The sequence below is a fragment of the Pseudoalteromonas sp. ABE4_541 genome (assembly GCF_056312285.1).
In genome coordinates this window covers 1-21,562 of record NZ_JBSVEM010000034.1, presented here as the reverse complement: position 1 = coordinate 21,562, position 21,562 = coordinate 1, and the positions used below count along the sequence as shown (strand labels likewise).

The 21,562-nt window shown below is 42.3% G+C and carries 20 protein-coding genes and 3 tRNA genes; 17 read left to right on the top strand and 6 right to left on the bottom strand.

The genetic code is table 11. From position 1 onward, the window contains the following. Positions 1-799: 799 nt before the first annotated feature. Positions 800-982, top strand: coding sequence for a hypothetical protein (locus tag ACW689_RS20950; RefSeq protein WP_476294290.1), 183 nt, complete (start codon positions 800-802; stop codon positions 980-982). A gap of 486 nt (positions 983-1,468) precedes the next feature. Next, the gene (locus tag ACW689_RS20945; RefSeq protein ID WP_476294289.1) at positions 1,469-2,614 is read left to right on the top strand and encodes an exo-beta-N-acetylmuramidase NamZ family protein; all 1,146 of its coding nucleotides are present in this window, start codon (positions 1,469-1,471) and stop codon (positions 2,612-2,614) included. On the opposite strand, the gene ACW689_RS20940 is transcribed toward ACW689_RS20945, so the two are convergent. After that, the gene (locus tag ACW689_RS20940) at positions 2,611-3,459 is read right to left on the bottom strand and encodes a MurR/RpiR family transcriptional regulator (protein WP_476294288.1); all 849 of its coding nucleotides are present in this window, start codon (positions 3,457-3,459) and stop codon (positions 2,611-2,613) included. The two genes, ACW689_RS20945 and ACW689_RS20940, sit on opposite strands and share 4 nt — an antisense overlap. A 228-nt stretch (positions 3,460-3,687) precedes the next feature. On the opposite strand from ACW689_RS20940, the gene ACW689_RS20935 reads away from it, so the two are divergent. Continuing rightward, on the top strand, positions 3,688-5,064 hold the full coding sequence (locus ACW689_RS20935; RefSeq protein WP_476294287.1) for a Na+/H+ antiporter NhaC family protein: 1,377 nt from the start codon (positions 3,688-3,690) through the stop codon (positions 5,062-5,064). Here the strand turns inward: ACW689_RS20935 and ACW689_RS20930 are convergent. Genes ACW689_RS20930 through ACW689_RS20920 form a run of 3 tightly spaced genes read right to left on the bottom strand, consistent with a single transcriptional unit; the run spans position 5,061 to position 6,860 of the window. Continuing rightward, entirely contained in the window at positions 5,061-5,654 is a 594-nt protein-coding gene (locus ACW689_RS20930; RefSeq protein ID WP_476294285.1) for a hypothetical protein, read from the bottom strand. The two genes, ACW689_RS20935 and ACW689_RS20930, sit on opposite strands and share 4 nt — an antisense overlap. Next, positions 5,647-6,192 carry a sigma-70 family RNA polymerase sigma factor gene (locus ACW689_RS20925; protein WP_476294283.1) on the bottom strand — a complete coding sequence of 182 codons (546 nt, stop codon included), beginning with the start codon at positions 6,190-6,192 and terminating at the stop codon, positions 5,647-5,649. Before ACW689_RS20925 ends, ACW689_RS20930 begins: the two co-directional genes overlap by 8 nt. 35 nt (positions 6,193-6,227) lie before the next feature. Beyond that, the gene (locus ACW689_RS20920) at positions 6,228-6,860 is read right to left on the bottom strand and encodes an energy transducer TonB (protein ID WP_476294282.1); all 633 of its coding nucleotides are present in this window, start codon (positions 6,858-6,860) and stop codon (positions 6,228-6,230) included. A 128-nt stretch (positions 6,861-6,988) separates the two neighbouring features. On the opposite strand from ACW689_RS20920, the gene ACW689_RS20915 reads away from it, so the two are divergent. From ACW689_RS20915 to csrA, 7 genes are all read left to right on the top strand, one after another. Next, positions 6,989-7,495, top strand: coding sequence for a DUF3087 domain-containing protein (locus ACW689_RS20915; RefSeq protein WP_476294281.1), 507 nt, complete (start codon positions 6,989-6,991; stop codon positions 7,493-7,495). 107 nt (positions 7,496-7,602) lie between these two features. Then, positions 7,603-8,229: a GTP cyclohydrolase II gene (locus ACW689_RS20910; RefSeq protein ID WP_476294280.1), complete on the top strand. Its 627-nt coding sequence runs from the start codon at positions 7,603-7,605 to the stop codon at positions 8,227-8,229. A gap of 96 nt (positions 8,230-8,325) precedes the next feature. Next, positions 8,326-9,123, top strand: coding sequence for a BPSS1780 family membrane protein (locus ACW689_RS20905; protein WP_476294279.1), 798 nt, complete (start codon positions 8,326-8,328; stop codon positions 9,121-9,123). Then, positions 9,123-9,587, top strand: coding sequence for a regulatory protein RecX (locus ACW689_RS20900; RefSeq protein ID WP_476294278.1), 465 nt, complete (start codon positions 9,123-9,125; stop codon positions 9,585-9,587). The genes ACW689_RS20905 and ACW689_RS20900 overlap by 1 nt, the downstream gene beginning before the upstream one ends. A gap of 4 nt (positions 9,588-9,591) precedes the next feature. After that, the gene (gene alaS / locus ACW689_RS20895) at positions 9,592-12,195 is read left to right on the top strand and encodes an alanine--tRNA ligase (RefSeq protein WP_476294276.1); all 2,604 of its coding nucleotides are present in this window, start codon (positions 9,592-9,594) and stop codon (positions 12,193-12,195) included. 3 nt (positions 12,196-12,198) lie between these two features. Further along, positions 12,199-13,401 carry an aspartate kinase gene (locus ACW689_RS20890; protein ID WP_476294275.1) on the top strand — a complete coding sequence of 401 codons (1,203 nt, stop codon included), beginning with the start codon at positions 12,199-12,201 and terminating at the stop codon, positions 13,399-13,401. A 101-nt stretch (positions 13,402-13,502) separates the two neighbouring features. Further along, positions 13,503-13,694 carry a carbon storage regulator CsrA gene (gene csrA, locus ACW689_RS20885; RefSeq protein WP_476294273.1) on the top strand — a complete coding sequence of 64 codons (192 nt, stop codon included), beginning with the start codon at positions 13,503-13,505 and terminating at the stop codon, positions 13,692-13,694. Positions 13,695-13,732: 38 nt separating this feature from the next. Here the strand turns inward: csrA and ACW689_RS20880 are convergent, their stop codons facing one another. Beyond that, positions 13,733-14,197, bottom strand: coding sequence for a YcxB family protein (locus tag ACW689_RS20880; protein WP_476294272.1), 465 nt, complete (start codon positions 14,195-14,197; stop codon positions 13,733-13,735). 405 nt (positions 14,198-14,602) lie between these two features. Between ACW689_RS20880 and ACW689_RS20875 the strand changes: the two genes are divergently transcribed. From ACW689_RS20875 to ACW689_RS20860, 4 genes are all read left to right on the top strand, one after another. After that, complete coding sequence (locus ACW689_RS20875) at positions 14,603-14,842, top strand: OadG family protein (protein ID WP_476294270.1); 240 nt, start codon at positions 14,603-14,605, stop codon at positions 14,840-14,842. A gap of 12 nt (positions 14,843-14,854) precedes the next feature. Next, positions 14,855-16,642 carry a sodium-extruding oxaloacetate decarboxylase subunit alpha gene (gene oadA / locus ACW689_RS20870; RefSeq protein ID WP_476294268.1) on the top strand — a complete coding sequence of 596 codons (1,788 nt, stop codon included), beginning with the start codon at positions 14,855-14,857 and terminating at the stop codon, positions 16,640-16,642. 10 nt (positions 16,643-16,652) lie between these two features. Then, entirely contained in the window at positions 16,653-17,783 is a 1,131-nt protein-coding gene (locus ACW689_RS20865; protein WP_476294266.1) for a sodium ion-translocating decarboxylase subunit beta, read from the top strand. Between the two features lie 106 nt (positions 17,784-17,889). After that, on the top strand, positions 17,890-18,072 hold the full coding sequence (locus ACW689_RS20860; RefSeq protein ID WP_476294265.1) for a hypothetical protein: 183 nt from the start codon (positions 17,890-17,892) through the stop codon (positions 18,070-18,072). A 45-nt stretch (positions 18,073-18,117) separates the two neighbouring features. Here ACW689_RS20860 and ACW689_RS20855 read toward each other — a convergent pair whose 3' ends face one another. After that, positions 18,118-20,910: a hybrid sensor histidine kinase/response regulator gene (locus ACW689_RS20855; RefSeq protein ID WP_476294263.1), complete on the bottom strand. Its 2,793-nt coding sequence runs from the start codon at positions 20,908-20,910 to the stop codon at positions 18,118-18,120. Positions 20,911-21,264: 354 nt separating this feature from the next. Here ACW689_RS20855 and ACW689_RS20850 point away from each other — a divergent pair. The 3 genes from ACW689_RS20850 to ACW689_RS20840 all read left to right on the top strand — a co-directional run bounded on the left by ACW689_RS20850 (position 21,265) and on the right by ACW689_RS20840 (position 21,548). After that, positions 21,265-21,340: transfer RNA gene (locus tag ACW689_RS20850), tRNA-Phe, on the top strand. Between the two features lie 11 nt (positions 21,341-21,351). Further along, a tRNA-Thr gene (locus ACW689_RS20845) sits at positions 21,352-21,427 on the top strand. Positions 21,428-21,472: 45 nt separating this feature from the next. Then, positions 21,473-21,548 (top strand) — tRNA-Phe (locus tag ACW689_RS20840). Positions 21,549-21,562: the final 14 nt, after the last annotated feature.

Sequence of the window (21,562 nt, the reverse complement as noted above, 5' to 3'; positions counted from 1 at the left end):
CATGTTCTAAAAAGACAGTCGGTTTTTTTGTGTCTGAAATTTGAGCCTGTGATCGGTCGGAGGCTCACTCTTACAAAGAAACGTCCCGCGTTCGCCACTTCTTCTAAAGAAGTGAGCAATCAACCGACATGTTCTAAAAAGACAGTCGGTTTTTTGTGCCTAAAATTTGAGTTGTGTTTTGATTGGATAAACGAATATGTATCCGTACAGACAAACGAGGCTACAAAGAGCTACACCAAGCACCTATACAAGAAAGGGTGAATATCAAAGTAGAGAATTGGCGAAAACTTACCACACAGTTTAATAAGGTGTTTCACGGCGCAGTAGGCAAGGCACATAAGCTGAATGCCTACTGTGAACGGCGACGGCATAAAAGATATTCAAGCATTACAACTAGCAGCGTTTTATTAAGCTAATAATAACCTAGCCTCGCCATAAAATTTGATGCCTGCATCTAGGTAGAGAAAGTTGTGCTAAAAAACTAAAATGTTCAGAATTGTAGTTTGATTAAAGTTGGTACTTACTAGTATTAATCACATTTATTGCAATAGCTATGAAAAAGAAATGGGTGATAGAGGCTTTAAAAGCTAATTTGCTACGGTTTTTAAGTGGTTGTCCATTTTTATGCATTTGTCCATTTTTATGCATTTGTCCGTTTTTTGTCCACTTTTATGCATTGTGCATTTTTTTAGTTGATTTTTATATAGTGTAAGGGTATTGTTAACTTGTGGGGGGTTCCTGCAATAATAAATAACAAGTAATTAAATAGGTATTAAACCTATAGGTAAAGGATGTATTTATGAAAATCAAAAAATCACTAGTAGTCGCAGGCATGTTAATGTCTAGTATTGTAGCTCCAGCAGCTTCAGCAGCTGAAAGTGGATTTTTAGCAAGCCTTCAGGACAGCTTTGTTGGTGTATTTTATACTGGCGGCGGAAACTGCCAACTACCTTGGTGGGAAATTCCTTGCCAGCTTAGATAAAAGTTTAGATTTTGACATGTTTAATGTCTTTATATTATAAATTTAAATTATCGAGGTGACTTGTCACCTCATTTTTTATAATTTACAAAGCTAACCTTACAAAAACAGTCCAAAGCTACTCCCTAAAATCTTGCAGAATGCCTTCTATAATGAAATAAAGACCGAGCATTGCTACAAAGTTTTTCATTATTCAAAAAGCTCATGATATTAGGTTGGCAAGTGTTTATTCTAAAATTTATTATATTAATGATTGTTTTATGTCAGTTGTGATAATCATGAAAATGTTATCCGTGATAAAAAGCAGAGCAGCGAGAATAAAAGGGAGCAAACACAAACTTGACCTTCAATGCGGTAAATATCAGGGCGGCTCCTGTTATGCGTCAGCGAACGCTTGTCAAGTATCATGCTATCTATAAATTAGTTATTTAGATTGCATCAGTCAGAGATTTCTCTCATGATAATGCAAAACTTATAAATTCTTGGGTTATGCGCTATCTATTTTCCTTGGTACTTTTTTACGTCTCAATTAAATCTTTTGCTTTGCAAGTGGGTGCGGAGCGTTATGATCAATACCTCCCTTTGTTAAAAAGCCAGCGCGTGGCTTTGGTGGTGAATCAAACCGCACAAACGAAAGATGGGCATCTGTTGGATAGCTTGTTAAGTAAAGGTGTTGATGTACGCAAGGTGCTTGCTCCCGAACATGGCTTTAGAGGTGACCATGATGCAGGAGCTCAAGTTGATTCCAGTAAAGACAGCAAAACTGGGTTACCAATCGTATCTCTATATGGTAAAAATAAAAAGCCATCTACTGAAGTGCTCAAAGACATTGATGTGATTGTGTTTGATATCCAAGATGTGGGTGTGCGCTTTTACACTTATATCAGCACCATGCATTATGTGATGGAAGCAGCAGCTGAGCATGGTAAAAATTTGATAGTGCTCGATAGACCAAACCCTAATATAGCTTATGTGGATGGGCCTGTGCTTGAGCCAGAGTTTCGTTCATTTGTGGGGATGCACCCCATTCCCGTACTCCATGGTATGACGGTAGGGGAATTGGCAAACATGATCAGCGCTGAAGGGTGGTTAAACACGGATAAAAAGCTCAGCCTGACTGTCGTGCCTGTTGCTGATTATCGTGCTGATATGCAATATGATTTGCCCATTAAACCTAGTCCAAATTTACCTAATGCGCAAGCTATCGCACTGTATCCGTCGCTGTGCTTTTTTGAAGCAACACCTGTGTCGGTAGGCCGTGGTACGGCAATGCCTTTTCAAGTTTTTGGTCATGATGTGGTGAAATTGGGGAGCTACACCTTTACGCCATTACCTATTTCTGGCGCTGCTAGTAACCCTAAACTCAATGGCAAAACCGCATTTGGTATAGATTTGCGCGCGCACACGGCTACAGGGCTTGATTTGAGTTGGTTTATTGCCAGTAAACAAGCATTTGCTAAAAACGGACACACGTTTTTCACGCATCCACAGTTTATGGATAAACTGGCGGGAACAGATAAGTTGAGAAAGGCCATTTCTCAAGGGCAGTCATTAACGGAAATACAAAAAAGTTGGCAGGCTGACTTGGCCGTGTTTAAGCAGCGTCGCCAGCCTTATTTACTCTATGCGCGTTAGCCGTGGCGAACTTCATACATATGTTCATTGGCACGCTCAGCACGCTTTTGCCAATGTAAGTTAGACTGGGTGAGGGCAATAAATAAAACATCTATCAAATAGCTTTGTGATGTACGAGTAAGAATTGACGCATGTCTTACGGGCTCTTCACCAATGACATTGAACAATTGAATATTCGCTAACTCATTCAACGAGCTATTGCCATAGCGAGACAGAGAGATAATGGTACATTGATTGTTTTTCGCTTGTTTTGCTACGCGAAGCACACCTTTGCTTTGCCCAGAATCACTAATCGCAATCAACAGGTCATCTTTTCCCATAGTTGCCATATAACTTGCTGCGGTGAGCTCATCAGTTTGGGCTATGGCTGGTAGGCCGAGCTTCTGTAGCTTTAATGCAAAGTCTTGTGCCATGGTAAAACTGCCACCCACTGCGCAAAGTAGTATTTTCTTCGCTGATTTAATCGCCGCAATTGCACGTTCAAATTGCACCTGCGTGTTGATCTTTTGTGTTTCGCTTAAGATGCTTTGCTGATGCGCTAGAAGTTTTTGTGCTATCATTTCAATCGAGTCATTACTGGTAATATGTGTTTTGACTGTTTCGGGATAATAGGCCTGTAAATTTAAATCATCTATAACCGCTAATTTGAAGGCTGGAAAACCTTTATATCCGAGCTTTTGGGCAAACTTAACTACGCTTGACTGGCTTACCCCTGCTTGTTTTGCTAATTCTATTGAGGAAAGCGAACGAATTTTTTCACCTGAATTAAGCGTGAAATCAGCCAACTTCGCTTCGCTGCTCGATAGGCTGGGCTTGAGCGCCTTTATTTTTACAAATGTCGACATTACGATACTTCATGGTTACTTAGTTGTATTCATTATAGGTTCAATTATTTTTAAGATATAGTCGTTGAATTAATTATTGTGTTTTTTTCCACACAAAAAAAATATTTGAGGTACAAATGTTGCCAATGTAATCATTAGCGTGTAAAAGCCTTGGTTTTTGTCAATGAACTCTTTAAGCTACTAACCCTTTATAAATAATAACTAAGCGGCGATGCTGTAAGGGAATGTATGAGTTGGTATTCAATTTTGCCACCGTTAATTGCAATATTGGTGGTGTTTTGGCGTAAGGAAGTGATTCTTGCACTCCTACTTGCGCTCATTTCTTCAGAATTTTTGTTGCTTATGCAACACGATAATAGTCAACTTTTAATGACACCTGTCAATAGTATTGAACGCATTGTTGCTGTAGTCACCTCGGCGGGGAATAGCAGAATACTGCTATTTAGCTTAATTATTGGGGCGTTACTTGCCTATATTCGTGAATCCGGTGGTGTTGCTGCCACTGTTAACGTATTGATGAATAAAGGTGTTGCAAAAAGTAAGCGACAAGTTGGTTTACTGACTATGTTCACGGGAACTGCGGTATTTATTGAGTCAAATATGAGTGTCCTTACCTCGGGGATTGTGTCGCGGGGATTATTCGATAAATTTAAAATGAGCAGAGCCCGACTCGCTTACATTATTGACAGCACCAGTGCGCCGGTGTGTATTTTAATCCTCTTAAATGGCTGGGGTGCTTATGTACTGGGCTTATTAAGTAACTATGAGCTAGAGCAAAGTGCGGTGAGCGTACTTTGGGGTAGTGTTGCGTTTAACTTCTACGCCATTATTGCCTTGTTGATTGTATTGTATACCATCGTGTTTGATAAAGTGCATGGGCCAATGAAGCAGGCTGAAGCGCAGTTAGAAAAGCAGCAGTTAGAGCTAGATACAGGCCCAAAAGCGACTAAAGCACGCTTTATGTTACTCCCCTTGCTGACGTTAATCGGTTCAATGGTTGGGTTTATGTTTTGGACTGGTAATGGTGTATTAGCCAATGGTAGTGGTTCCAAATCGGTACTCTATGCCACGATTCTTGCACTGGCTGTGGCGTACTTCCTGCTATTATCAGCGAAGCGTTTTAATCATCATGAGTTGGTTGATATAGGTTTTAAGGGCATGGGAGAGCTTTTACCGCTCGTTACTATTGTATTGTTGTCGCTCACGCTAGGAGCAAGCCTGAAAGAGCTTGGAACCGGCGTGTTTGTTGCTTCATTAGTTGGTGATTACTTACCTATTTACCTAATTGTGCCAGTATTGTTTTTGGCGGGGGCGATTATGTCCTTTACGACGGGCACTTCTTGGGGAACGTTTGCTATTTTGATCCCCATCGGTGTGCCGCTTATCCAAACACTAGGCTTACCACCTGCGCTGGTTGTTGGGGCAATACTGAGTGGCGGAATTTTTGGCGACCACTGTTCACCCATCTCAGACACAAGTGCTGTGTCGGCCTTAGCATCTGGTTGTGATTTACTCACGCACGTCAAAACTCAGCTACCTTATGCATTAGTGGGTGGCGCATTGTCACTCATATGCTTTTTTATCGCCAGTGTGGTCATGATTTAACCACACTGAGTCGATGTGCTATTTTCGAGGGTAGTAATATGAACCAGCTGCCCTTTTTCATTTCTGTCAAAGGCGATTAAAACACCTTGTGTAGCCTTGTTGAAGCTTTGTTTGTCCGTCACTTGTTTTACAATATCAGCGCTCACTTCTAGTAGTAATTTTTCTTTGCAATCAGCGATGAACCAGGTGTTATTTGCAATTTGGATTAGCCTACCTTGGTTGCCATGGATTTGAACAAGCGTACTTTTCGATGTGACTAATGCATCATCTAGCTTTGCTTTGCGTGTAATAAAAGCGCGTTGATACTGGCCATGGTTTAACTCATGTTTTTCAACCTGATTGAATTTATCTAACTCTAGCGTATAAAGAGGCAGAGATTCGCTTTGGTAGGTCGTAAAAACGAAGTGGCATAAGAACGCAGCGGCTACGCAAGCGCATGCCCATTGAAAACGGGGTAAAAGCGGTTTGCTCTTATGGTCCTTAAGCGCTGATTTAAATTGGCTTAGTTCATTGTTAGTCAGAGGTTGCTGGCGCTTTTGTGCTTCGTATTCCAGTTTGAGTTGCTGTTGCAAATGTTGCTCATTATTCATGATTTGCTCCAATACACTGTTTAAGCTGATTCTTTGCATAGCGGAGCCGTGTTTTTATGGTTTCAACATTGCTATGTGTAATATCCGCTATTTCATTTAGACTAAAGCCCTCAAGCTGAAGTGATAGTGCTTCTTTTTGTAAAAATGGTAACTGTGCCATTGCTTCACTCAATGAGTAGGTGGTTTCTACATGCTCAAAGTGAGAGCTCGCTTCAAGTGTCTCATCAAAGGCAATCGTGTGCTTTTGTTTGCGCAGTTCATCAATCATTAAATTACGGGCAACAGTAAATAACCATGCTTTTGGTGTTTGCTGTTCTTGATATAGGTGACATTTTTCTATTGTTTTTAGCCAAGTTTTTTGGCACAGATCTTTGGCAAGTTCAGCGTCGCTGTGGCTGCGTAAAAAGTGAAAAAGATCTTGGCTATGTGTATCAACCAAGATTTCTAAATAACGTTTCTTTCCAGTCGTTTTATACGCTAAAAGGAGATCATCCTGCTCATTGGTGATATTCAACCACGACTTTAAGGCTATTAGCATAGGCATACCTCCAAAGGGGCAAAGCCCCATATTTTTTACTGTGTAAGTTTGAACTCTAACACAACACTTTGATTATTTTGCATTACGGCTTTTCCATCCACTATTTTTGGACGGTATTTCCAACGTCTTAATGCATTAGCTGCTGCGCGATTGAAGATGCGTTTCGGTTCGGCATTCACTACTTCAATATTGATGACTTCCCCTGTAGGCGAAATAGCAAAAGACAATTCAACCCAGCCTTCAACGCCATCTCTGGCTGCGATCACGGGATATTTTGGTTCACTACGTACAATGGGGGTGGCATCCCCGTGTTGTGGCATGCCCAGATTAGTGTTCATGCTAACTTTGCTATTAGGCACCTCAATATTGAACGTGGATATTTCAGTTAGCCCAGGTGTCTCGGTTACTTGAGTAAGTGCGCGTGGCGGTGGTGGCGTTATCTTGGGTGGCGCTGGTAGCTTTTTGATTTCTTTTACCAAAGAGTCCTTTTTTGGTTTTGCTATCTCTATCATTTCGACGGGGCGAGGTTCAGGAACACGCACACTTTCTTGCGAGATCAAATAATGCATAAATACAAAGGCTGCACCGGTCATCAGCGCTCCACCAAACGCAGCGCTGGTTAACTTTACATAGTTGATATTTTCTTTTTGTAGTTCTACGGCAAGCATGATGCTCTCCTTTTTATGTTTCTTTATGTACTACAACGAAAGAAAAAAACAAAAGGGGTGAACATTTTTAAAATTTTTTTATTGCGGCTTTCGCGGTACAATAAGGCGGCGTTTATTAGGGTGGTATTATGCAGTTACAAAAAATCGATAAAGCACGCTATCGAAATCATTTAAATAAGGTTATTGCAGCTTGTGTGGTGTCTTTAACCATAGGTAGTTTAGGTATTGCGCAGGCTTTGATTGCCTTGTTTCCCGATCAAGATGGCAGTCACTTTCATTGGAACCTGTTAGGCGTTGTGGTGAGTGTTATTGCAATCGCGGTAACGCTGAAAAAGTATCGCCATCATCCTTTTATGTATGAAGTAAGCTATGTATGGGATCTCAAACAATCGCTCAATAAAGTGACGCGTAAAATGGCTAAATTGAAAAAGGCGGCCGAGCAAGGCGACATCAATGCCATGCTGGCTATGCAATTTAGTTACACAGGTTCTAAGCAACTTTGGGAACTGGACGATAACACTATCACTTTAGATGATTTAAGTATTTGGCAAGCAAGCCTTGATAGCTTGGCCGCTAAACATCAAGTAAATCTTGATATTGCTCACTACGATGAAGCAGTGTTGAAGAACTATTGAGTCAGGTTGGTGACTTGTTTTTGATAATTTAATCACCATATCTATGATATCAACATAGAAATGTGATAATGTAACATTTATATATTTTTAAAGGTCTTTATTTAGTCGTGGCAGAAGTAAGAGCGAGAGTTCAGCTGAATGTAGGACAGCATAGTCATATCCCTGCAGAAATAGTATCTTTTAGTGGTCTTGAAGATGGGCAAGAGCATGTTGCGCTTATTTTTAATCAAGCTGACAAAGTGCAAACTACACCTTTGATTAGGATGCACTCTGAGTGTTTAACAGGTGATGTATTTCACTCTTCGCGTTGTGATTGTGGCGAGCAGTTAAATGAATGTATCGAAAGTATGCATAAAGAAGGCGGCGTTTTACTGTATTTACGCCAAGAAGGGCGTGGTATAGGTTTATATAACAAAATTGATGCCTATGTATTGCAGTCGCAGGGGATGAACACGTACGAAGCGAATAATCATCTAGGCTTTGCTGATGACTTACGCGATTTTTCTGACGCGGTGCTGATGCTTAAGGCATTGGGCTTGGATAAAGTTAAGCTTATGACTAACAACCCGAATAAGCTAAAAGCGCTGCGCGATTCTGGCATTGAGGTTGAAACTGTGGTCGGTACGCAAGCGCACATAAAATCGGGTCATGTGGGTAATAGAAGCTACCTTGAAACAAAAATAAAGCATGGTTCTCATATGCTGGATATTAAGAAGATATCGAAAGACGATTAATAGCGAATATTAAAGCTGTTTTAAAGTGCGGCCAGTTGGTCGCATTTTGCGTTCTAATAGGTATAATCACAGTGTTTTTATTAATGTAGAGTGGATATGTCTGCAAACTTTAAAGTCTTTAAAGCTGCCACGGGTGTGCAGTGGTTAAAAGCAGGTTGGGAAATATTTAAAACACAGCCGTTTACTTTTATTTTTATGCATATATTTATGGTGGTGGTTGCTTTGCTCCCACTGGTTATGCCGCCACTTCAACTTTTAGCCGCGTTTGCTGCACCTTTTCTTACAGCAGGTTTTTATTTAGCGGTATTGAGTAAGCAGCGAGGGGAAGTGATTTCACTGGCCAGTATTCTGGCTGCGTTTTCTGCAAAAGGAAGACGACTCAACTTATTTCGTTTAGGCTTGTATCAACTAGGTGTGGTGATTTTACTGACTTGGGGGGCAGGCATCTTGTTTGAAGAAGCGTTTGCAATTATGCAAAATGCCACACCTGAACAATCTCCAGAGCTATTACTAGCATCAATTTTCGAGAGTATCTCATTCTCTGATTTGGTTATTTTTGTTATTGCCCACTCTTTGAATATCATGGCGTTTGCGTATGCATTACCTATCGTGTTTTTTCAAGGTGAGGCACGTATTTTTAGCGCCCTAAAACAATCGTTACAGGTATTTTTTGTCAATATGGCGCCACTTGGCGTATACAGCTTACTGATCATGTTGCTGATGGTTGCCTCTATGCCACTGAGTATGCTGCCATTATTAGTTGTCATGCCGATTGCCTATATCAGCTTTTTTGTGTCATACCAGGCGATTTTTATGCCACAGCAACCAACAGCGAAAGAGGGTGGTGAACAAGCAGAGCAAACGCAGGTATCATCAGGACGTTTTGACGCTTAATGGAAGACAGTGACAAGCAAAAATTGAAGAATTATGTACTCTGGTTATTAGGTCGCCAAGAGTACTCAAAAAAAGAGCTCACACAAAAACTTAAAGCCAAACAGGCTGATGAGCAGTTTATTGAACTGCTGTTGGCATGGTGTGAATCACTTGGTTATGTTGATGATAATCGATATTGTGAGAGTTTCTTAAGAAGGCAAATTAACAAAGGGCTTGGACTCAATAGAGTGTTAGCCGAAGCGGGGAACAAAGGGGTTGATCGAGCCCACCTTATGCAGCTAATTGAGAGCCAAGAAATTGACTGGTTTGAGTTGGCACTAAAAGCATACATTCGAAAGTACACTTCGACCCCGGAAAAACTCGATTACAAAGACAAAGCAAAGCGCGTACGTTACATGATGTACCGTGGCTTTAGCTATGACGAAATAGATTATGCAATGCAAGCAGCAAAAATGGGTGAATAATCACATGCAGCACATGACTACCGCACAGATCAGGCAAGCGTTTTTAGACTACTTTGCCAAACAACAACACCAAGTTGTGCCTTCAAGCTCATTGATCCCGGGCAATGATGCCACATTGTTATTTAACAATGCGGGTATGGTGCAATTTAAAGATGTTTTTTTGGGGGCTGAAAGCCGCCCATATTCACGAGCAACCAGCTCACAGCGTTGTGTACGTGCAGGCGGTAAGCATAACGACTTAGAAAACGTCGGTTATACAGCTCGTCACCATACCTTTTTTGAAATGCTTGGTAACTTCAGCTTTGGTGATTACTTCAAACAAGATGCGATTAAGTTTGCATGGGAGTTTTTAACAGAAGTTTTGCAGCTTCCAAAAGAAAAGCTACTGGTAACTGTATATCACACAGACGACGAAGCGTTTAATATTTGGAACAAAGACGTTGGTATCGCTGAAGATAATATTATTCGTATCGATACGAGTGATAACTTTTGGTCTATGGGTGACACAGGTCCATGTGGTCCTTGTTCTGAGATTTTCTACGATCACGGTGAGCATATTTGGGGTGGCCGTCCGGGCACGCCTGAAGAAGATGGCGACCGTTTTATTGAGATCTGGAACTTGGTATTCATGCAATACAACCGTCATGCAGACGGCACAATGGAACCATTGCCAAAGCAGTCGGTTGATACAGGTATGGGTCTTGAGCGTATTTCTGCGATTATGCAAGGCGTGCATTCAAACTATGAAATCGACTTGTTCCAGGGCTTGATCAAAGCTGCAGCTGAAGTGACTAATGCACAAGACTTAGAGGATAAGTCTCTGCGTGTTGTTGCTGACCACATCCGTTCATGTGCGTTTTTGGTCTCGGATGGTGTGATGCCATCAAATGAAGGCCGTGGTTATGTATTACGTCGTATCATTCGTCGCGCAGTACGTCATGGTAACAAGCTAGGTGCTAAAGGGGCTTTCTTCTACAAACTTGTGGTAGCATTGATTGAACAAATGGGTCAAGCATACCCTGAGCTTGCTAAGCAGCAAGCGATCATCGAAAAAGTACTACGTATCGAAGAAGAGCAGTTTGGCAAAACACTAGACCGTGGCTTAGCTATTTTAGAAGAAAGTTTGAGTGACATTGAAGGAGATGTGATCCCTGGAGAGTTAGTATTCAAACTTTATGACACTTACGGTTTCCCAGCTGATTTAACTGCTGACGTTGCGCGTGAGCGTTTCATGACAATCGATGAGCAGGGCTTCCAAGAGTGTATGGACGTGCAGCGTAAAACGGCGCAGCAGGCAGGTAAGTTCGGTGCTGACTACAACGAGCAGTTGAAATCAGAAAAAACAACTGACTTCAAAGGCTATGACGCTGAGCATTATACAGGCACAGTGGTTGAATTGTTCCACGAAGGTAAAGCAGTCTCTGTATTAGAAGACGGTCAACAAGGTATTGTTGTGTTAGATCGTACACCATTCTACGCTGAGTCTGGTGGTCAGGTTGGCGATACTGGTGAGCTAAAAGTAGCCAATGGTGAGTTTGTTGTTAGTGATACAACCAAGTTAGGTAACGCATTTGCCCACCACGGTACGGTGTATGGCCGTATTAGCGTCAATGAAAAAGTTGACGCCCGTATTGATGTTGCTCGTCGTGACAGCATCAAGAAAAACCACACTGCAACGCACTTAGTACATGAAGCGCTTCGCCAAATATTAGGTGAGCATGTGGCACAAAAAGGCTCGTTGGTAATGGCTGATCGCTTACGTTTTGACTTCTCACATTTTGAAGGGGTCACTAAGCAGCAGCTCCGTGAAGTGGAAGATATGGTGAATGCCCAGATCCGTAGCAACTTCGCACTAAACACTGAGTTGATGGACATCGATGCCGCTAAAGAAAAAGGTGCAATGGCACTGTTTGGCGAAAAATACGATGATGAAGTCCGTGTAGTATCAATTGGGGATTACTCCATTGAACTATGTGGTGGTACGCATGTTAATCGTGCTGGCGATATTGGCTTATTCAAGATTGTATCTGAAGGCGGTATTGCTGCAGGGGTGCGTCGTATTGAAGCCGTAACTGGCGTTGAAGCAGTTAACTATGTGGCTGAGCAAGAACAACAGCTGGCACAAATTGCAGCGCTTGTAAAAGGTGATAGCTCAAACGTACTTGAAAAAGTGGCTACATTACTTGAGAAGAACAAAGGCCTTGAGAAGCAAATTGCACAATTAAATGACAAGCTAGCCAGTGCTGCAGGCGCATCACTGCTTGAGTCTGCGGTTGATGTAAATGGTATCAAGCTACTCGTTGCAAACGTTGCGGGTACTGAATCTAAAGCATTGCGCGGTATGGTGGACGACCTGAAGAACAAGATGGGCTCTGGTGTGATTGCACTGGGTGTTGCTAATGGCGATAAAGTCAGTTTGATTGCTGGTGTGACGAAAGATTTAGTTGGCAAAGTAAAAGCCGGAGAACTGGTGAATCATATGGCCGCACAAGTCGGTGGTAAGGGCGGTGGCCGTCCTGATATGGCACAGGCAGGCGGCTCCGAGCCAGAAAATCTTGATGCTGCACTTGCGAGCGTTAACCAATGGGTTGCTGAGAAAACTCAGTAATCCGTGGCATTAATTGTACAAAAATTCGGTGGCACTTCGGTCGGTTCAATTGAACGTATCGAAGCGGTCGCCGAACATATCATTTACACCCAACAACAAGGCCATCAGGTCGTTGTTGTGGTTTCAGCCATGTCTGGCGAAACAAATCGTTTGATAGATTTAGCCAAGCAAATAGATGCAAAGCCAAGCGCACGTGAACTCGACGTCCTGCTTAGTACGGGCGAACAAGTCAGCATTGCGTTGCTTGCTATGGCGATTATTAAACGTGGTCATTCCGCCGTTAGTCTATTAGCTGATCAAATCTCTATTCACACAAACAATCTATTTGGCCGAGCGCGAATTGAGCATATTGACACGAAACGTTTACAACAGGAGCTTGAACATAATCGCATCGCGATAATTGCAGGCTTTCAAGGGCGTGATAGTGAAGATAACATCACCACCTTAGGGAGAGGGGGAACAGACACCACCGCAGTTGAGATTGCGGGGATTTTAGAGGCGGATGAGTGTCAAATCTATACAGATGTAGATGGTGTTTACACCGCAGATCCAAGAATGGTCAAGGATGCGCGGAGATTATCTCATATATCATTTCCAGAAATGCTTGAGATGGCGAGCTTAGGCGCAAAAGTATTGCACCTTCGTTCCGTTGAGGCCGCTGGCCGATATCAATTACCGCTTCGTGTCTTATCGAGTTTTAACCCGGATCACGGCACTTTGATCAGTTATAAGGATGAATGCATGTCGCAGAATTTAGTGACGGGTGTCACTGCTCAGCAAGATGTTGTTTACTACCAATTTCGTGCAACGGATAAATGTTGCTTTAGCCAAGTTTTACTCGCATTGGCAAAATCTCAAATTGAAATTGATATGGTGCAGCAATCTTGTCGCCAAGCCGATATTTTGGACTATGCTTTTACTGTGAGTAGCAATGACCACTTGGCTGTTTTAGAGTTGTTGCAGTCTCAGCCATTTACTAATGCTATCCGTGACCTAAAATTTCAGCATCAAGTGGCAAAGGTATCTATTGTGGGATTGGGGATAAAGTCGCACCCTGAGGTATTAGCGATGATGCTTGATGCATTGGCATATGAAAATATTTATCCCATGCTAATGACCACTGCTGAAATAAAAGCATCAGTATTAGTCACTGAAATGCAGTTGCAGCAAGCTTTGCAGTCTTTGCATGTAATATTTTTGACGTAAAGTATGTGGTTAGGCGGTTTTTTGCTTACTTTTACGTTCACTTTTCATTAAAATGGCGAAGACGCGGAATCTTTTAATTATTGGAATACAGGAGCAAGAGAATGCTAATACTAACTCGTCGAGTAGGTGAAACCCTGATGATTGGTGACGAAGTTACAGTCACAGTACTAGGCGTAAAAGGTAACCAAGTACGCATTGGTGTAAATGCACCAAAAGATGTATCAGTGCACCGTGAAGAAATTTATATGCGTATTCAAGCAGAAAAAACAAATCCTTCTGCCGGCAACATGTAAGCCACCCTCATATTCAATAAATATAGCCACTTAAGTGGCTATATTTTTGCCTTCAAGATAATAAACTTCAGCGCTTCATCACTTAATGCACTATTTGAAATGTATTGCATACCTTTATCTGTTTTTAACACAATACCACGTGGTGTAGCATGGGCTGCTGTAATTTCTTGCCAAGAAAATGCATACTCTTTATAAGGGTTCACTGCTTTTATGCCTTGTTCATCAAAGTGCAGAGTCACTAAGCTGTCCGAGGCTCGACTTAACATCTGCCTAGCAAGCCACCAAGGCTTTTGGTAATAGAAGGCAACCAATTCAAGTATTGCCACTAAGATTAGAAAACTAGCGAGATAGCCATTATTCAGTACAAACCAAGAAACTAACGACAGTATTATTAAAAATACTAATAATGGATATTTTGGTTTTACCTCGCTGCTAAATGGCAACGATTCTTCAAAACACTCCCGAAAATACGCTTTGTTTAGAGTAAACTTTTCGGTAAACATGCAGGCTCCATAAGAGATATAAACGCTTGCTATTGTAGCTTATTGCAATACTTATAACAGTGCATTGTGACGTGAAACTTATTAAAGCACAATATGCAGCTGCCTCTTTGGTAAGACCAATTCCTCAATTAACATTTCATGCTTTCTTATGTTCTTGATGTTCTGCTTTTAATGATATTGCTTGCTGCTATTTTGAATATTTTTCATATTTATGTCGGCTATATGTGTTTTTTGTGATCATATTTAATGTAACTAAATGAAATAAATCAGAACTTTTTGCTTGGTAATACCAATTTACAATGTTATTTACATGTCACGTTGTTTTGTTATGATGATGCATAAATATTTATAAAAAACGATTAATCAAGCGTGTTTTGTCTATAAGCGCGTGAGGGGGAGAGCAAGATGGATATAGCAAGTCTACTATTGCAAGCGGGAAACCTTATGCTAACAGGCATGGTTGGTGTGTTCGTATTTTTGTCGATTCTCATTTTTGTTGTGCAGAACTTAGCGAAATTTGCGGGTGATGAATCAACTAGTGAACAAGTGGTCAAGCGGGCGCCTCGCCCGGCCTCTAATGAAGTTTCAACAGCACACGTCGCAGCAATTAGTGCCGCTATCACTCAATACAGAACAAGAAAATAACAGGGGTCAAATATGTCGCAACTCAAACTTACAGAGCTGGTTTTAAGAGACGCTCACCAATCGTTGCTTGCAACTCGTATGCGTTTAGAAGATATGCTACCTATTGCGGAACAACTCGATAAAGTTGGATATTGGTCAGTCGAGTCATGGGGTGGGGCAACATTTGACGCCTGTATTCGATACCTTGGTGAAGATCCTTGGCATCGTATCCGAGCTCTAAAAGAGGCAATGCCCAATACCAAACAGCAAATGTTATTACGTGGTCAAAATTTGCTGGGCTATCGACACTACGCGGATGATGTGGTTGAAAAGTTTGTGCAAAGAGCGCATCAAAACGGCGTAGATGTTTTTCGTATTTTTGATGCGATGAACGATATTCGTAATTTAGAAACGGCAATTAAAGCGGCTATTAAAGTAGGTGCGCATGCACAAGGCACCATTTCTTACACAGTGAGCCCTGTTCATACCTTAGAGATGTGGTTAGAGCAGGCAAAAAAATTAGAGCAAATGGGTTGCCACTCAATTTGTATTAAGGACATGGCCGGCCTGCTGAAACCTTATGATGCTGAGCAGTTGATCAGCGGGCTCAAAAGTACAGTGTCAGTACCCATTGCAATGCAGTGTCATGCAACAACAGGCCTAAGCACAGCGACCTATCAAAAAGCCATAGATGCTGGAATCGATATGCTTGATACAGCCATCTCATCAATGAGTATGACATACGGGCATAGTGCGACTGAAACCATGGTGGCAATAACAGAAGGAACAGAGCGTGACACTGGCCTTAATTTGGCTGAACTTGAAGACATTGCGAGTTACTTCAGAGATGTTCGTAAAAAATATGCTGCTTTTGAAGGGAGCTTAAAAGGGGTTGATGGCCGTATTTTGTTGGCACAAGTGCCTGGTGGTATGTTAACCAACATGGAAAACCAATTAAAAGAGCAGGGCGCTGAAGACAAGCTAGATGAGGTATTGAGAGAGATCCCAAGCGTTCGCGAAGACTTAGGCTTTTTACCATTAGTGACGCCTACTTCACAAATTGTGGGTACTCAGGCAGTACTCAATGTACTGACGGGAGAGCGTTACAAAACGATTACTAAAGAAACTGCTGGCGTTTTGAAAGGTGAATATGGTGCGACGCCAGCGCCAGTGAATGAACAGTTGCAGCTAAAAGTACTCGAAGGAGCACAAGCCATCACCTGCCGACCTGCGGATTTACTCAGCCCTGAATTGAGCATATTGGAAAGCGAGCTTGTTAAAAAAGCCAAAGATGACGGTATTGAGCTTGCTGACGAGCAGATTGATGACGTACTGACTTATGCGTTATTCCCGCAAGTGGGATTGAAGTTCCTGAAAAATAGAAACAATCCAGATGCATTTGAGCCGAAACCAAGCCTAGTTAAACAAGCTTCTGAAGTAAGCTCGGTAAGTTCGAGCAGCGTGTCTAAGTCAAATGCGATAAAAGAACGCTATAGCGTACAAGTAGACGGTAAAGTGTATGACGTCGTCGTTGCACCGGGTGGAGAGTTACAAGAAGTAAAAGTAAAAGACAGTGAGCTGATCCCACAATCGGCATCGGTTACTTCAAGTGAAACATTGAATGCCCCACTTGCTGGTAACATTTTTAAAATTAAAACTAAAGCGGGTGATCAGGTTGAAAAAGGCGACGTGGTACTCATCATGGAAGCGATGAAGATGGAAACCGAGGTGCGTGCCACGCACTCTGGTCGGGTATCGCAAGTATTGGTCAGAGAAGGTGACTCTGTGTCGTCAGGCGAAGCCATTTTAGAGTTGGCTTAGGAGCAGCATAATGGAAGGAATATTAAATTTATGGCAAGCAACAGGGCTTGCCAATTTTACCATGCCCGCGCTCATTATGATGGCTGTTGGTTGTGGTCTACTTTACTTGGCGATTGCCCGGGGTTTTGAACCTTTGCTATTGGTACCCATTGGTTTCGGTGCGATTTTAACCAATATTCCCGTGGCCGGTTTGGCTGAGCCTGGCGGGTTGCTTTACTATGTTTACTACATCGGTATTGATACCGGGGTATTCCCATTACTCATATTCATGGGTGTCGGTGCGCTGACCGATTTCAGCGCACTGATCGCAAATCCTCGAATGTTGTTTCTTGGCGCGGCTGCACAATTTGGTATTTTTGCGACCTTGTTTGGTGCAATTGCGTTGAACTTTGTACCTGGGTTTGAATTTACACTTAAAGATGCATCTGCTATTGCGATTATAGGTGGCGCTGACGGCCCGACAGCTATATTTCTTGCCTCAAAACTTGCGCCTGAACTATTGGGAGCAATTGCCGTAGCTGCTTATTCATACATGGCATTGGTACCCATTATTCAACCGCCGATTATGAGAGCGCTGACCTCACAAGAAGAGCGTAATATAGAGATGCCACAGCTTCGGCATGTATCTAAAAAAGAGAAGGTCTTGTTTCCTTTAGCTGTGCTTGGTCTCACAATTTTATTCTTGCCTGCCGCGACCCCGTTGGTTGGTATGTTTTGCCTAGGTAACTTGATGCGTGAAAGTGGGGTGGTCGATAGGTTAAGTAACACAGCACAGAATGAATTGATTAACATTACCACCATCTTTTTAGGTCTAGCAGTTGGCTCCAAGTTAGCGGCAGATCAGTTTTTGACTGTTGAGACCATTGGTATCTTGGTGCTTGGTGCTTTAGCTTTTTCTATTGGTACTGCGTCAGGCGTATTTATGGCTAAGGCTATGAACCGACTGTCGAGTAACCCAATCAACCCGCTCGTTGGGGCCGCAGGTGTGTCGGCGGTGCCAATGGCTGCGCGCGTGGTTAACAAAGTGGGCTTAGAAGCCAATCCGCATAACTTTTTACTCATGCATGCTATGGGCCCGAATGTCGCTGGGGTTCTGGGTAGCGCAGTGGCTGCGGGGATATTGCTCGCTCTTGTTGGATAGTTAACCCTTCGACTGATCCCAACCGTCAGCGCAGCGAAAGCTGCGCTTTTTTTATGTTAATTATTCATGGTATAACAACACAAACAATGAAAACTGTGATGTGTTTATGAATGTGATTGTTATTTTGGTGTCTTTAGTTGTGGCGCTTCTTATCTTAGTGCCGCTATTAGAGCGCTATCAGCATCGGCTTGGGCTGCATAAAATGCAGCGTTACAGCAAATATATCTTACCTTTGGTAATGATATCTTTGGTGATTAAATTACTATATATGATGTGGTATGAAGGGTAGAGGTTGAAGACGCTATGGCATAGCGTCTTCTTGAGAGCCAATAAGTTACTCGCCTTTGTCGGGGTGAGATTGCAAATAGGCTTGGATAAACTCGACAGCTTGGGTGTAGGCACTTTCCAACCTGTTTCTATGCTCAATCAAAGCATCTGATGTTAAAGTGTTTTCTTTACACTGCTGCTCAAACTCAATGGCGATGGTTGCAACATTGTCTGCGCCAATGGTTTTTGAAATAGATTTTAACTGATGGCACGCCTCGATAATGGCATCTTGGTCCATGGAGATCACTGCACCATATACTTCTCGCGTGAGCTGATCGCTCTGCTCTAAATACATCTTAAAGAAGCGACGCTGTTTGGCTTCATCGTGATTTACATACTTGCTCAGCGTTTCCAAATTAATCGGCGGCGCACTGGATAATTGAGATTGCTCATTCGCATCTTGCTCTGAAGTTACCTCTGTACCACCCGTGGCCGACTCAATACCTTGCCTTTTCGCGATGGTATCGGTGTAATTTTGTAAAGTGCTTTCAAGTACGTTCAATTCGACAGGTTTTGTAATGTAGTCGTTCATACCGGCATTTAAGCAACGCTTTCTTTCGCCTTTTAATGCATTAGCCGTTACCGCAATGATGTATGGTTGGGCGTTGATGTTTTCGCTCTGCTCTGCAATATCGCGTATTTCTTTGACCATGTCGTAGCCAGACATCTTCGGCATATGCAAATCAGTTAAAATAATAGGGTAGTGACCTTGTTTCCAGATTTCTAAACCCTGCTGTCCATTCTCTGCTACTTCAACACCATAACCTAACAAGTGCAACTGATCGGTCAGTACTTGCTGATTCAGGATATTATCTTCAACCAATAACACGAGTTTATTTTCGGCCTTAGCTTGCTCAACACTCAGATAATTATTAAGTGTTCGTGTTGGCTTTAGTTGTTTAGGTTTATGTAGGCCTGCAGCTACCAAAACTGCGGTCATAAAACTAGATTTACATAGCGGTGACGCATTAAGGTAAAAAATGTTTTTGTGATTAATTGCCGCGTCATCCATGGTACTTAATACCACAATGTGCTGTGCATTATTCTCGAGTGAGTAAATCAATGAGCGTAGCTGGTCGTTTACTGATGCCATATTGTCAAGGCCATCTAAAATCCAGATCACATTGTGTTTGTCATGAAATTCTTCGTCACTTTGAATATTGGACACACGTGCTACGCGTGCCCCCATAAATGACAAATAGCGGTTAAGGGTTTTTTGTCTATCGGCGTTGTGTGTACATACGACTACTTCACGATTATTCAATACATTTTTATTGGCATATTGCACGTTACCTTGCACGCTAAAGGGTAACTCCACAATAAATTCGCTGCCTATGCCAATATCGCTCGAAACATTTATTGACCCAAGCATGAGCTCTATCAGGCTTTTACAAATCGATAAGCCAAGACCGGTACCACCGAATTCACGAGTTATAGTGCCTTCACCTTGCATGAAAGGATTAAAAATTTCTCTCAGCTGCGCTTGGCTCATCCCCTTACCGTTATCACTAACGATAAATCTCAGGGTGTAATGTTCGGAGGTATTTTGCGCCACTTCAGCAGATATTTTGACATAGCCTTGGCGCTCCTCGTCCGTGGTTGTAAATTTAATGGCGTTACTGCAAAGATTATAAAGTACTTGGCGAACTCGAATCGTATCACCCACCAAGTTGTTCGGAATGTCAGGGGCGATAGAAAGCTGTAAATCCAATTTACGTTTCTTAGCGACGGATGATAACACTCTTGCCACTTCTTCGATTGTTTCTGAAACAGAAAAAGTTTTGCTGTCAATTTGTAGCTTACCCGCTTCAATTTTGGAAAAATCGAGAATATCGTCCAAAATGCCCAGCAGTGAAAATGCTGAATCACGAATAATTGTACTTAGTCGATGCTGAGCGCCATCCAGCTCAGTTTGTCTTAACAAGTCAATGGTACCAATGACGCCGTTCATAGGCGTTCTGATCTCATGACTCATAGTCGCTAGGAAAGTGGTTTTTGCTTCACTTGCGCGCTCAGCATGTAAAGTGGCTTTTTCTAATGCTAATGTGCGCGCTTGTACTTCTGTCTCTAAACTCGTTTGTAATTGTTTGAGCTCTTTATGTACTTCTTGGTCGCTTTCAATAACAGACTGAATTTGCTCAAGCAATTTATTGATAAGTATCGCGATATCATTCAAACCTGTGCCTAACTCAGTTCTGAGCTTAGTACGATAATCCTGTCTATCAATGATGTCTTGCAGTTGCTCTAGCAATCGGTTGCTTTGTGTTGTTAAATCACGACCAGATTGTTTTGAACAAAGCCACGCCAAAAAAACGGCAAGAGCAACTGCGACAGCGAATAATGCATAGGCGAGCAACGCCTGACTAGGCGAAGTAGGTTGTGTGTAACTTAAAATCAACTCACCAACAGGCTGGCCATCAAAATAAAGAGGCTGATGTACTGCCACTGTGCCAGATTGGGTAACCGTTTCGCGTTCTGATGCCGGTTCGATGACTTTGCTCGAGCTTTGGTAGATTAACGCTGTTTCGTTTGTGTCGCTCTTTCTATAAAGGTATATATCGACATCATTTGAAAATAAAAGGATGCTCTCAAGCAGTTGTTTGGCGTCGTCAGTATTTGATTTAACGATTAAATGTGACAATGGCGTTGCGAGTTTAGCTGCTTGAATATCCAGCTTTGGTGCATCTTGAACTTTGGGCATCAAGTAGCCTGCAAATGCGCATAATATCCCTGTAAGCAGTGCCGCTATTATTGTTCTTGGCATCGCATTTGTTGGTTGACTCGGTGAAGATTTTTGCATTGTTTTAAATGTTCCAGTCCGTTTATTCCGCTATAAAAAAATAAAAGCGCACAACTAACGCAATCCTATCACTGTGCGAACACAATTTCCCCACGTTTTTACGCCTTTGTTGGGAGTTCTACCGCGTTATTTACGCTAATAATTAGGACGCGATATGCTTAAATGTTCTGCAAAACCGCTTAATTTTAGCTGCTTTGCGCGAAAACTGTGCAAATGAACATTGCTTTTAAAAAAAGGGTTGACTTAAAAGGGCAAAACCCGTTTAATACGCCGCACGCCCAGATAGCTAAGTAAGTAGAGCTGTTAGGGAGTGCGTTGAAAGTCTTAGCTGAATTTCAACGTGAAATAAGGTTTGCCCAGATAGCTCAGTCGGTAGAGCAGAGGATTGAAAATCCTCGTGTCGGTGGTTCGATTCCGCCTCTGGGCACCATTTTTAGGTGCGCCGACTTAGCTCAGTTGGTAGAGCAACTGACTTGTAATCAGTAGGTCATCCGTTCGACTCGGATAGTCGGCACCATTTCCTTGCTAGGAATAAAAATATAAGCAAAAAATTAAAAATAATGCCCAGATAGCTCAGTCGGTAGAGCAGAGGATTGAAAATCCTCGTGTCGGTGGTTCGATTCCGCCTCTGGGCACCATTTTTAGGTGCGCC